We start from the raw sequence: 12296 nt of genomic DNA on the forward strand, positions 1-12296 counted from the left end.
CGGACGCGGGAGGGCGCTCAGCGCCCTCCCGCCTCCATCCCATCCAGCGCCGCCACATCCTCCGCGCTCAGCTCGAAGTCCAGCTTTGCGTTCTCCGCAATGCGGTGCGGCGTCGTGGACTTCGGGAGCGGCAGGACACCCTTCTCCAGCAGGTAACGGAGGCTGACCTGCGCGCCCGTCTTGCCGTACTTCTCCGCGATCAGCGCGATGTCCTCGTCCCCGATCAGCCGCCCGGTCGCGAGCGGCGAGTAGCCCTCGACGAGGATGCCGCGCTCCTGGCAGTAGGCCGTCGTCTCGGGCTGCGTGTGCCCGACGAACCAGCGGATCTGGTCGACGTGCGGCACCACGCTCGTCCCGCCGATGAGCGACTCCAGGTCGGAGACGACGAAGTTGCTGACGCCGATGGAGCGCGTGCGGCCGGCGTCGTACAGCTCCTCGAACACCTTCCACACCTCGATGTTCCCTGCACGGTGGTCGCTGCCCTGGTGGTTCCACGGCCAGGGCGCGTGGATGAGGTAGAGGTCGATCGGCCCCAGGTCCAGGAGCTCGGACGACCGCTCGAACGCGTGGCGCGCGCCCGCGGCGTCCTTCACCTCCGCCGGGCACTTGGTCGTGATGAAGACGTCCTCGCGCGGGAGGCCGCTGTCGCGCACCGCGCGTCCGACGCTCGCCTCGTTGCCGTAGGCGCGCGCCGTGTCGATGTGCCGGTAGCCGGCGTCGAGCGCCGTGCGCACCGAGTCGTAGGTCAACGGGCCGTCCGGGATCTGCCAGCTGCCGAACCCGACCTTCGGGATCTCGACGCCGTTGGACAGGGCGAAGGTGTCGGTGAGGACGGGCATAGGGGGTCTCCTTTCGGCGGGCGGATGCGGGCCATCGTAGACCCCGCGGGTTTCGGGACGCCGAGCCGGTCATTGCCGCCGGCTCCACCCCGTCGGTAGCATCCGAGCCATGTCCACCGATGAGCGCAGGCCGAAGATCCGCCGGACGCCGAACCTCGCGATCACCGTCCTCGTGACCATCTACGTCGTCGCGCTGATCAGCGCGGTCGTCCTCTACTTCGTCGGCTTCGCCATCCGCGGGACCGACGCCGCCGGCGCCGCGGACGTGTTCGCCTGGGGCAACCGGCTCGGCGTGCTCGGGGTGCTCGGCGGGATGCTGCACCTCGCGGTCGGGGCCGTCCGGCACATCGTGGAGGACAATGCGCGCTAGGGCGGCGGAGGCGGGCCCACCCCGCCCCGTCCTCTGGCTGGCCGCATCGGTGCCGGTGGCGCTCGTGGTCGACGCCCTCGTCGCCGGGTTCGGCCGGTTCGCCTGGTGCGGGTTCGGCTGCTCCCAGGCGCCGGGCGACGTCGGGGTGGCTCTCGGGAGTCTGGCGATCGTCGCTGTCGTGACCTTCCTGGCCGTCGCCCTCCCGCCCTGGATACCGGGGTGGCGCCGCCCGGTCATCGCGGCCGGGGCTGCGCTCATGGTCGTCGGAATCGGGGCGTTCTGGGTGTTCCTGTTCGGCTGACCCGGGGCTACGTTCGCGATGACGCCCCATGAGCGGAGCGCTGGAGGAGGACACCGTGGACACTGACGCAGACCCGGCCGGCCGCCCGTTCGGGGTGGTCGGCGCCACCGGCCGGCAGGGCGGCTCCGTGGTGGACGCCCTCCTGGAGCGCGGCGCCCGCGTCCGAGCCCTCGTCCGGGCCCCCGATGCGACCGCTGCCCGGCGCCTCGCCGACCGCGGCGTCGAGCTCTCGGTCGGCGAGCTGGACGACGCCGCCTCCCTCGACCGCCTGTTCTCGGGCGTCGCCGGCGCGTTCGCGATGACCACGCCGCGCGGCGGGATCGAGCACGAGACGACCTCCGGGATCGCCGCCGCCGACGCGGCCGCCCGCGCCGGGGTGCCGCACTACGTCTTCAGCTCGGTCGGCGGCGCGGAACGCCACACGGGCATCCCGCACTTCGAGAGCAAGCGCCGCGTCGAGGAGCACCTGGACGCGCTCGGCCTGCACCGCACGATCATCCGACCGGTGTTCTTCATGGACAACCTCGCGGCGCGCTCGGTCAGTGTCGAGGACGGCCAGGCGGTCGTGAGGATGGCGCTGCCCCCGCACGTCCCGCTGGAGATGGTCGCGGTCCGCGACATCGGACGCGTCGCCGCCGCGATCCTCCTCGGCGGCACGCCCGTGGAGGGGTCGAGCCTGGAGATCGCGGGCGACCGCCTGACCGGGGACGACATCGCGGAGGCGATCGGACTCCACGCCGGGCTGCCCGCGCGCTACGAGGTGCTCCCGCTGGAGGCAGTCGCGTCGTTCGGGGACATGGCCCAGATGTTCCGGTGGTTCGCGGAGACGCCCGCGTACCAGGCCGACTTCGCGACGACGCGCGCGATCGACCCGGAGCTGCTGGACCTGAGCGCGTGGCTGGCGCAGTCGGGGTGGATGCCGGGGCGGTGACGGCTCCTTAGGGTCCGTTTAGATCCTTTGGATTCTTTGTGCGGAGAGCCGTCGCCACTACCGGCGACGATTGGCCGGCCAAAAGCTGACCTTGGGTTGCTTGCTATCCCTGCGAATTGGCCCCGCGCGGGCCCGGCGGCGTCCATACGGTGGGCGATGCCCTACGCGGCTTGGTCGAAGGGGCCAGCCGAACAGTTCGACCTAGCCTCCTCAGCGGTGCCGCGGCTTGCGCGGCGGCCGCTCGTCGCGCGCCGGACCGTCGCTCCGCTCGTACCGCTCGCTCCGCCCCGCCCGCTCATCCCGCCCGCGCCGCTGCTCCCGCGGCCGCCGCTCCTCCCACTCCCCGCGCTGCCGCCGCGCCCCCGGCCCGTTGTCCGGCCGGAGCTCGATCAGTTTGCCGCTGATCCGGGTCCCCGACAGCCGGGACAGCGTGTCGCCCGGGAGGTCCGCCGGCAGCTCCACGAGCGAGAAGTCGGGCATGATCCGGATGTGGCCGAAGTCCTCGCGGCTCAGGCCGCCCTCGTTGGCGAGCGCTCCGACGATCTGGCGCGGCTCCACCTTCTGCCGCTTGCCGACCTCGATGCGGTAGGCCGCCATCGGCTTGTCGCCGCGCTCGCGCCTCGAACCCCGATCAGCCCGCTCGCCGCGCCCGCCTCGGTCGTCGCGTCCGCTGGAGCGGGTGTCGCGCCCGTCCCGTTCCACGCTCCGCGCCAGCGCGTCGTCCGCGTCCAGCAGCAGCGGCTCGTCGCCCTGCGCCACGACCGCGAGCGCCGCCGCGACGTCCGCCTCCGGCACGTCGTGGTGCTCGACGTAGTGGCCGATGATGTCGCGGAACCGCGTGACCCGCTCGACCTGCGCCAGCGCCGCGGTGATCGCGTCGTCGAACCGGGCCAGCCGGGTGACGTTGATGTCGTCCACGCTCGGAAGCTGCATCTGCGTGAGCGGCTGGCGGGTCGCCTTCTCGATGGCCGTCAGCAGGCGCCGCTCGCGCGGGGTGACGAAGCTGATCGCCGCACCGCTGCGTCCCGCGCGGCCCGTGCGGCCGATCCGGTGCACGTACGACTCGGTGTCGACCGGGATGTCGAAGTTGACGACGTGGCTGATCCGCTCGACGTCGAGGCCGCGGGCGGCGACGTCGGTGGCGACCAGGATGTCGAGCTTGCCCGACTTGAGCTGGTCGACCGTCCGCTCGCGCTGGGCCTGCGCCACGTCGCCGTTGATCGCGGCCGCCGAGTAGCCGCGGGCGCGCAGCCGCTCGGCCAGCGTCTCGGTCTCGTTCTTGGTGCGGACGAAGATGATCATCCCCTCGAAGTTCTCGACCTCCAGGATGCGGGTGAGCGCGTCCACCTTCTGCGGGTACGAGACGACGAGGTAGCGCTGGGTGATGTTGGGGGAGGTCGTGGTCTTGGTCTTGACCGTGATCTCCTCCGGGTCGTGGAGGTACTTCTTGGAGATGCGCCGGATCGAGGCGGGCATCGTCGCCGAGAACAGCGCCACCTGCTTGTCGTCCGGGGTGTCGGCGAGGATGGTCTCCACGTCCTCCGCGAACCCCATCTTCAGCATCTCGTCGGCCTCGTCGAGCACGAGGTAGCGGAGCTCGGAGAGGTCCAGCGTCCCCTTGTCGAGGTGGTCCATGATCCGGCCGGGCGTGCCGACCACGATGTGGACGCCGCGCCGCAGCGCCGACAGCTGCACGCCGTAGCCCTGCCCGCCGTACACAGGCAGCAGGTGCACGCCGCGCAGGTGCGCCGCGTAGCTCTCGAACGCCTCCGCGACCTGCAGGGCGAGCTCGCGGGTCGGCGCGAGGACCAGCGCCTGCGGCGTCTTCTGCGACAGGTCGAGCCGGGAGAGGATCGGGAGGGCGAACGCCGCCGTCTTGCCCGTGCCGGTCTGGGCGAGCCCGACCACGTCGCGCCCCTCCAGCAGCAGCGGGATCGTCGCCGCCTGGATGGCCGACGGGGTCTCGTAGCCGAGCTCCTTCACGGCCTTCAGGACGTGGGAGTCGAGGCCCAGGTCCGTGAAGGTGAGGGAGGCCTCCGTCTCCGCGGCGTCGTCGGTCGTCTCGGTCGGGGCTGCGTTCTCGGGGGTGCTCACCCTTGAACGGTAGTCGCCCCCTCCAGCAACCGCACCTCCGCGCGCGGCGGGACGACCGCGGGATGCGTCCCCGCCATCCGCTCCAGCACCCGCACGGGTGGCGCGGCGGGTGATCTGACGGCGAGGCCGAATGGCGCGGCGTGGGCGCCGCCCGCGCTTTCGGCCGCAGCGTCGAGGCGTCGTTGATCGCCAGCGACCGGGTGGTCGTCGCCGGCCGCCTCATATTAGGAACACGCAGACAAGAAGGAGTGAAGCCAATGCGGATCGGGTGTTCTTTGGCAGCTGTCGGTGCTGTTGCAGTGTTGATGGCCGCGGGGGCGGGGCCGGGGGTTGCTGTTGCGGACGAAGGATTGACTCCCGACTCGGTTCCTCCGATCGTGGCAACGAACTCGGGATACGTCGACCAGCTTGAGAAGCTCGTCGGGACGCAGAGCGAAGAGGAAATCGAGGCGATCGAGAACCTCCCTGGCCCGGTGCAGCTACTTGTGGATTCCGAGACCGGGGAGACCTTGGCCGCTATCCCCGAGCAGATCACGCTGTCGCGCGCCCTCACGCTCGTTGGGCCCGGATGTTCGACAACGAGCATGTGCTTGAAGAACAGCGTCCCCAACGGCTACCAGGGAACTGGTTCCTTGTCCGGGTCCTGGAAAAGGGTGCCCCAGGTTGCCACGGGGGATAGGGCGGGTACGGCCGCGGCCTAGGGCGTCGCCCCCTCCAGCAACCGCACCTCCGCGCGCGGCGGGACGACCGCGGGATGCGTCCCCGCCATCCGCTCCAGCACGCGCACGACCTGGCAGGAGTAGCCGTATTCGTTGTCGTACCAGACGTACAGCACGAGGTTGGTGCCGTCCGCGATGGTGGCGAGGCCGTCCACGATGCCGGCGCGGTGCGAGCCGACGAAGTCGCTGGAGACGACCTCCGGGGACTCCACGTAGTCGATCTGCTGGCGCAGCTGGGAGTGCAGCGACACCCGGCGCAGGTAGTCGTTGACCTGCTCCTTCGTCGCCGGCCGCTCCAGCGTCAGGTTGAGGATCGCGAGCGAGACGTCCGGCGTCGGGACCCGGATGCTGGAGCCGGTGAGCTTGCCCGCGAGCGACGGCAGCGCCTTGGCCACAGCCTTCGCCGCCCCGGTCTCGGTGATCACCATGTTGAGCACCGCCGACCTCCCGCGCCGGTCGCCCTTGTGGAAGTTGTCGGTGAGGTTCTGGTCGTTCGTGAACGAGTGGACCGTCTCCACGTGCCCGCGCACGATGCCGTACGCGTCCTCCAGCGCCTTGAGCACCGGGGTGATCGCGTTCGTCGTGCAGGAGGCCGCCGAGACGATGCGGTCGTCCTCGGTGATCGTGTCGTCGTTGATGCCGTGCACGATGTTCTTCAGCGGCGACTTGCCCGGCGCCGTCAGCAGGACCCGCGCCACGCCCGGGCTGGCCAGGTGCTGCGCGAGGCCGGCCTCGTCCCGCCAGCGGCCGGTGTTGTCGACCACGATCGCGTCGCGGATGCCGTAGGCGGCGTAGTCCACGCTCGTCGGGTCGTCCGAGTAGATCACCTGGATGCGCGTCCCGTTGGCCACGAGGACGTAGTGCTCGGCGTCGACCGTGACCGAGCCGGGGAAGGGCCCGTGCACCGAGTCGCGGGCGAGGAGGCTGGCACGCTTGTCGAGGTCGTTGACCGAACCGCGGCGCACCACGATCGCCCGCAGGCGCAGCCCGTTCCCGTTGCCGGCGTGGTTGATGAGGATGCGCGCGAGCAGCCGCCCGATTCGGCCGAAGCCGTAGAGGACGACGTCGGTCGGTCCCGCCGCGTAGGTGGAGTGCGCGCTGTCGAGCTCGGCCCGCACCCGGGCCTCCACGTCGGCGTCGTCAAGCCCGCGCACCGACATGGCGAGGCGCCCGACGTCGATGGAGGCCGGCGCCGGCGCGATCCCGAGCAGCGCGGTGAGCACCGTCGCCGTCTCCCGCAGGGTCAGCTCCTCGTGCCCGAGCTCGCGGGCGCGGTCGTGCACCGAGATGACGCCGGTGGCGGACAGGTTGATGAGCCGGTGGCCGTGGATCGAGGTGACGACGCCATGGTCGCGGTAGAGGCGTCCGATGAGCGGGATGAGCTGCTCGGCCTGCACCTCCCGCGCGACCCAGGCCGCGCGGTGGGACTCGAAGGCGTGCGGGTGGTCGGTGTTGAAGGTGGTCACGCTCGGTACTCAGGGCCTTCCCGCGTCGGATGAACGCGTCTGTTCGTCTGGCTGCGGAGGTCGCCCGCACTGCGACCGTAACGGGCGAACGCCGGTTCTTGGCGCGGTTGAGCGCCGAAAGATCCTGCGATCTTTCGCTCGCGGCAAGAAGTGCGCGGTTCCGCGCGCAGGAACCCTAGAACTTATCGGGCGAGTCGATCTTCTCCCCGACGAGCACCTGCGGCGGCGTGCTCGCGTCGCCGCCGACGGACGCGATGAAGCCCTGGAGCTCGGGGTCGGCGAAGAACGTGCGGAACGCGTCCTGCGTCTCCCACTCGTCCATGATGACCACGAACCCGTCGCCGACGGCGAACTGGTGGTGCAGTGCACCGGCCGCCTTGGCGCGATCCGCGATCTCCCGGTACTCGCCGGCGCGCTCCGTGAGCGAGCTGGTGAACGTCGCCGTGTCGCCGGTGAACTTGGTTGCGATGAGAACAGACATAGGGGGTACCTCCTGCGGTCTCCCCCGGATCGGTGCCGATGGTAGCGCGCGGGGTGGGCGGCGGCAATGGAGACCGAGGGGTCCGGTCGTGACGTCGGAGGACGTGCCGCTATACGCCCCCTCCACCGCCACCACCGCCCCCGCCGCCGGAGAATCCGCCGCCCCCGGTGCCGCCGGACGACGAGCTGCTCGTCATCGTCGTGCTGGAGGCGATGCCGCCGACCAGCTGTGAGAGCACGGCCGCGTTGAGCGCGGTCTGCCCCGCGTACCAGGTCGGCGTCTCCCCGGTCTGCTCGTAGAACCTCCCGAGCTCGGCCAGCCACTTCTTCTCCTCGCCGAACAGCACGGCCCACGGGAGGAGCCGCTCGTTCAGCCTCAGCATCTCGCGCGGGTCGCCCACCGCGACGGGTACGCGCTCCGCGCCCTGCGGCGACTGGAGGTAACGGATGCGGTCGGCCTCCGCCAGACGCACGTACATCCGCAGGCCGTCCACGTACTCCCGGAGCGCCGTGCCGGTGGCGGTGAGGGGCGAGCGGGAGACGAGGGCGGCGGCGGCGATGAAGAGGAGGACGGACGCGACGATGATCAGGATCGGCACCGCCCCTCCGTAGACGCCGACGACGCACAGCACCGACCCGACGACGGCGAGCACGGTCGCGGCCAGTCCGGTGAAGAACACCGCCCGGACCGGTCCGCGCGGGCCGCTCGTGCGATGACCGGAGTCGGTGGCCTCCTTGTGCACGCGCTTCATCAGCGACTGGATGGCGCGCGCGACACGGGTGTTCGTCGAGCCGAGCTCCAGCGTGGCGCCGGGAACGAGGGACTCGCCGAACAGCGCCCGGAGGAACTGCAGCTCGGTCGGCGTCGGGTGCGGGTCGCGCAGCGCCTGCCGCCCGGTCGCCTCCGTCCCGACGAGCTCGAGCGTGTACCGGGGCCGGCCGAAGAATCCCGCCGACTCCAGCACGCGCACCCTGCCGCTCACGGCCAGGTCGAGCGTCTGCGCGGCGACCGCTTTCTTGCTGAGGCCGGTGGCGTCCGCCGTGAGCAGGAGCCCCTCCGTCGGCGGCACGTACTCGGGGACGATCGTCCCGCGTCCCGGCGCGTCGCGCAGCAGGCGGACGCGCACGACGACCGCGCCGACCAGGCTGAGGAGGACGAGCAGGAGGCCGCCGAGGGCCGCGTATCCCCAGCCGGTGTCGAACAGCCCATCCGCACGTAGGGTGAAGGTCCCGGGCGCGAACCCGATGGCGAACGTGAGGTTCTCCCGCGGCCCGAGCCCCTCGGCCGAGAACCGGAACCCGTCGCCCGTCCGCTCGACGCCGGCTTTCTGACTCGACCCTTGCACGCCGCGGTAGGCGGACGCCTCCCCCTGCAGCGCGCCGGCGAGCCCGGGCCCCAGGTGCACCGTCGCGGTGACGCGCTCGAACGGCTGCGCCCACGCGGTCCCGTTGGTGTCCCAGTAGAACTCGTCATTCCCGGTGTCGGGGAAGTACCGCGTGACGTTCGTCTGCCGGTAGGTGATGACGTAGGTCTGGTCCCCGTGGACGAAGTGGTCGGCCGCGATCGTCAGCGTGCGGACGCCGTCGCTGGACTCGCTGGTGTAGCCGCGCGGGGCGCCGTTCTGATCGGTAACCGACACGACCTCCAGGCCGGTCGGATGCCCGTCGAAGTCCTCGACCAGCTCCCGCCGGATGCCGTGGTTCTGGTCGGTCTGCGGGAACCGCGCGACCAGGGTCTCCACGGTGGTGAGCGTGGAATGGCCCTGCGCGTCGCGCGAGAGGCGGTAGTCGCCGTCAAAGCTCGCGAAGGTGAAGTCGTCGACGGAGGCGGGCGTGGCGGCGGCGTGCGCGGGCGCTGCGCTCGCCCCCGCGATGCCGACGAACGCCGCGACCGCGGACAACGCCACTGCGACCGTCGCGCGGAGCAGCCTCCCGCGATGACGGCGCACGTTCACCTGCACCTGCTGACGCGAACCGCGCTCTGTGATCGACACCCACCTAGTGTCGAACAAATGCGAAGATGGCGAAGACGCGGTGACATCGAACGACGTCTGGCCAGGAAGTGTTGGTCACAATGCGCCACAGCTTCGTTTCTCGATGGCAATCTGCTCCCCGGTCGTCGAACGATAGGCCTGATCCACCGATATTCCACGGCCCGGCAATTCGCCTTGAGTTGGTGACTCACGTGGTTGCGCGATGAGCGACTTCGATCGGATAGGAGCACTCCGGGCGTTTGCCGGTGGGCTGTTCGATGGGAAGGGGCTCCCAGAGATTGTCGCCCGGAGACCCTTCCAGAATCTAGGAGGGATCCGCGGGCAGCTCGGGCTTGGAATCGCGCCCGAGTTTCGTAGCTATGTTCCTGTCCAGAGCGACCGCTCCGAAAGGCGGGGCTCCGCTGCGTCTAGCCCTTCCGTCGCCGGAGCTCCGAGACGAAGAGGTACACGGCGGCGCGGCTGCGCCGAGCCAGAGCTGGCGAGACGATCAGTGCCGGTCCAAGCGTCGCAACTCGGAGCGCGAGATGGTCTTCTGGGACTCCAGCACTGGGGTCGGCAGATTTCGCCATTTCCGTTCCTGCATCATCCAGGCGCGCCGCCTCCGCTGCCGGTGCACTGTAGACGTCTGGCCGATGAAGGCCAGGATCACCGCTACGAAATAGAGGGCCCAGGGCCAAAGAAGCGAGCCATCAATAAACGCGTAGGCGAACCAGATCGTGACGGCGATACCGCTCGTCAAGAAGCAAAACCAAGCCCCCGCGCTCAATCCGACCAGACGAGGGGCTTGAGCACGCAGCGACCATTCAATCGCGGATCCATCTCGCAATTCTTCGACCAGCGAGCGTCCGGGGCCCGCTGGCATCTCCGCCGCAACCGCCGACAATCGAGCCGCTCGGCCGAGCAGATCTTCACGCTTGTTGAAGATCGCTAGGCCGACTGCCCCCGCTGGCGCAGCCAAAGCAGCCAACAGCTGCAAAAGGGTGAACCCCAATAATCACCTTCCGAGCTTGTGAACGCCAAACAGCCAAAGGTCTTGTGCACCCCGGACACAGATCGGAGACAAGAGTCTCATTTGTGTGAGAGTCGCGCGAAAGACGACAATAATCGCAAGCCGGGAGCACTGGGTGCGACTGGCCGAGCAAGCCTGCATCAAGAACTAGCGAGGCCGACCAGGCAAAGAGTGAGGACAGCTGAGATAAACCCATGACTGCCAACAACCCGAACGCTACACTCGACACCTCTCGGGCGCCGCGGGGCGTGATCGCTGCAACGGAACTCGTTGCGGCCGTCGCGCAGATCGGTGACCTCGCCGAGCGTCACTACCTGGAGCTCAAGGGGCCGGAAGATCTCGACTCGAAGGCGAGCAAGCAGAAGGTCGCCAAGTTCATCCTCGGCGCTGCCAACCGCATGCCGGACAGAGCAGCCGAGGCATTCGAGGGTTGCGCGGTAATGATCCTGGGCATCACCAAGGCCGGCGTTGTTGGACTGCCGCCCATCGAGATGCTTGAGCTCAACAAGGTGGTCGAGCAGCACCTTGGTCCAAACGGTCCTCGCTGGGACATAGTCAGGGTGCCGGTGAAGGACTCGGCCAATGAAGTGCTGGCCGTCGTTGTCGAGCCGCCGAAGATGGGCCAGCCTGCCTGGATCTGTCGGGCAAGCGGAGAGGGACTCACCGATGGTCGCGTATACATTCGTGCGGACGGAGAGACTCGCGAAGCGACCTCAGCGGAACAGGATCTGCTACGGGAACGCGGCGCGACAGCAACCGCCCCTCCCGTGGAGCTCGATGTTCACGTGACCGGCGAAGTAACACCGATCTTCGTCGACCAGGACAGGACCCTGGGCGCGTACATCGCCAAGACCAGGAAACGCCTCCTCGACGCGCTGCCGAGGCAAGCGTCGAAAGTCGAAGCTGTCTCCATTGATGGGCAGGAAGGTCCGGGGAACGCAGCGGGTCTTTCGCTTGCCGACTACGGGAGGCTGAGTGAGTCGGTGGCGAAGCTTGCCCAGTCCGCTGTGGCGGGCGCCATGATCGGCTCCATCCCTGAGAAGAGGACCGAGGCTGAGTACCGCAAAGCGATCGACGATTGGGAGGCTGAGCTGCGGGCCGCGTGGCCCAAGAGCGTCCTACAGTTCGCCAGTTACCTAGACAGCCGAAACGAGGTCGAAATCGTCAATAAGACCACGACCTTCCTGCATGACGTTGAAGTCAGCGTCCACCTCGATGGAGACGTCATCACTATTCGGCCGAGAACTATCCCTGACCACCTTCGGGAGCCCGACATCCATTTGCCAACGCCACCGCGAACGTGGGGGCCCATACAGCGGGACTTCGGCCGCACCTTCGACCCAGTGCTCTACATGCCGAGCCCCGGGCCGGGGAGCACCCTGGCGTCCAGATCCAGCTGGCGCAACTCCGGTTCGGTCGACATCGACGTCAGGGTCGGTGACCTTCGCCCGCAAGCGACCTTCAGCACCAAGGACGCGGAATCGGTGCTTGTGATCGTCGGGAATACTCCAGAGAAGGTGACTGGAACCTGGAGCGCAACCGTCCGCGGTTACAACGCGATCTTCAAGGGTCCCCTTGACGTCAAGGTAGGCAAGCCCCGCGACCTCACAGCCGGAGTCCGTGCGTATTTTGGTCTCGCCGACGATGGCATCGGCCACCGGGACCAGGTTGGCGAGCAAGACTGAACTGCGGAAGCCTATTGGGTGCGCCGATCGTGCTAACGGAGAGACCGAGGATCGGCCGAGTTCCTGAGTCGCCCTTGCAGGGTCCGAACCGCGCGCTGCGTGGCCTTTCGCGCCGGTGCCTTCCCGTGCGGGCGAAAGAGCGGTCGTCGGCCTGGGCTGTTTCCGACGTTTGATCCGCACGTGCCCGCCATTGCCACCGCGTCCAGACACTCCGACGTGCTTTACAGGTCTTCGAGATCACGGGCAGCGACTCGATCGCTCTTGGGACAGTCTGGGCATCCTCCAGTGCGTCTTCGGTTGATCGGGCGTTCCCATCGTGTGTGACCTCGGAAGCAGGTCCAGAATCGAGGTCGATTTCCGGGTAGTACAAGCGCGGGATCGAGACCGAGATTCGCAACTGTGTCCCAA

General features: G+C 69.0%; 11 protein-coding genes. 5 read left to right on the top strand and 6 right to left on the bottom strand.

Going from position 1 to position 12296, the window contains the following annotated elements; genetic code table 11:
- Window positions 1–17: 17 nt before the first annotated feature.
- Complete coding sequence (locus tag ABCS02_RS27845; RefSeq protein WP_345838955.1) at window positions 18–839, bottom strand: aldo/keto reductase; 822 nt, start codon at window positions 837–839, stop codon at window positions 18–20.
- A gap of 109 nt (window positions 840–948) precedes the next feature.
- On the opposite strand from ABCS02_RS27845, the gene ABCS02_RS27850 reads away from it, so the two are divergent.
- From ABCS02_RS27850 to ABCS02_RS27860, 3 genes are read left to right on the top strand one after another with little or no spacing between them, the layout of a single operon-like run.
- Window positions 949–1209 carry a hypothetical protein gene (locus tag ABCS02_RS27850; protein WP_345838956.1) on the top strand — a complete coding sequence of 87 codons (261 nt, stop codon included), beginning with the start codon at window positions 949–951 and terminating at the stop codon, window positions 1207–1209.
- Window positions 1199–1510, top strand: a complete 312-nt coding sequence (locus ABCS02_RS27855; protein WP_345838957.1) for a hypothetical protein — start codon at window positions 1199–1201, stop codon at window positions 1508–1510. Before ABCS02_RS27850 ends, ABCS02_RS27855 begins: the two co-directional genes overlap by 11 nt.
- A gap of 55 nt (window positions 1511–1565) precedes the next feature.
- Window positions 1566–2441 carry an NmrA/HSCARG family protein gene (locus ABCS02_RS27860; protein ID WP_345838958.1) on the top strand — a complete coding sequence of 292 codons (876 nt, stop codon included), beginning with the start codon at window positions 1566–1568 and terminating at the stop codon, window positions 2439–2441.
- Window positions 2442–2651: 210 nt separating this feature from the next.
- Here ABCS02_RS27860 and ABCS02_RS27865 read toward each other — a convergent pair whose 3' ends face one another.
- Window positions 2652–4535, bottom strand: a complete 1884-nt coding sequence (locus ABCS02_RS27865) for a DEAD/DEAH box helicase (RefSeq protein WP_345838959.1) — start codon at window positions 4533–4535, stop codon at window positions 2652–2654.
- 140 nt (window positions 4536–4675) lie between these two features.
- Between ABCS02_RS27865 and ABCS02_RS27870 the strand changes: the two genes are divergently transcribed.
- Window positions 4676–5236 carry a hypothetical protein gene (locus ABCS02_RS27870; protein ID WP_345838960.1) on the top strand — a complete coding sequence of 187 codons (561 nt, stop codon included), beginning with the start codon at window positions 4676–4678 and terminating at the stop codon, window positions 5234–5236.
- Here ABCS02_RS27870 and ABCS02_RS27875 read toward each other — a convergent pair.
- The 4 genes from ABCS02_RS27875 to ABCS02_RS27890 all read right to left on the bottom strand — a co-directional run bounded on the left by ABCS02_RS27875 (window position 5233) and on the right by ABCS02_RS27890 (window position 10185).
- Window positions 5233–6720: a glyceraldehyde-3-phosphate dehydrogenase gene (locus tag ABCS02_RS27875; RefSeq protein WP_345838961.1), complete on the bottom strand. Its 1488-nt coding sequence runs from the start codon at window positions 6718–6720 to the stop codon at window positions 5233–5235. The genes ABCS02_RS27870 and ABCS02_RS27875 overlap by 4 nt on opposite strands.
- A 175-nt stretch (window positions 6721–6895) precedes the next feature.
- Window positions 6896–7201 carry a hypothetical protein gene (locus tag ABCS02_RS27880; protein ID WP_345838962.1) on the bottom strand — a complete coding sequence of 102 codons (306 nt, stop codon included), beginning with the start codon at window positions 7199–7201 and terminating at the stop codon, window positions 6896–6898.
- A 109-nt stretch (window positions 7202–7310) separates the two neighbouring features.
- Window positions 7311–9194 (bottom strand): DUF2207 domain-containing protein, encoded by a 1884-nt coding sequence (locus tag ABCS02_RS27885; RefSeq protein ID WP_345838963.1) that lies wholly within the window; start codon window positions 9192–9194, stop codon window positions 7311–7313.
- A gap of 487 nt (window positions 9195–9681) precedes the next feature.
- Window positions 9682–10185 (bottom strand): hypothetical protein, encoded by a 504-nt coding sequence (locus ABCS02_RS27890; RefSeq protein WP_345838964.1) that lies wholly within the window; start codon window positions 10183–10185, stop codon window positions 9682–9684.
- Window positions 10186–10397: 212 nt separating this feature from the next.
- Here ABCS02_RS27890 and ABCS02_RS27895 point away from each other — a divergent pair, with 212 nt between their 5' ends.
- Complete coding sequence (locus ABCS02_RS27895; RefSeq protein WP_345838965.1) at window positions 10398–11888, top strand: hypothetical protein; 1491 nt, start codon at window positions 10398–10400, stop codon at window positions 11886–11888.
- Window positions 11889–12296: the final 408 nt, after the last annotated feature.

It is taken from the genome of Microbacterium sp. X-17, from assembly GCF_039615055.1.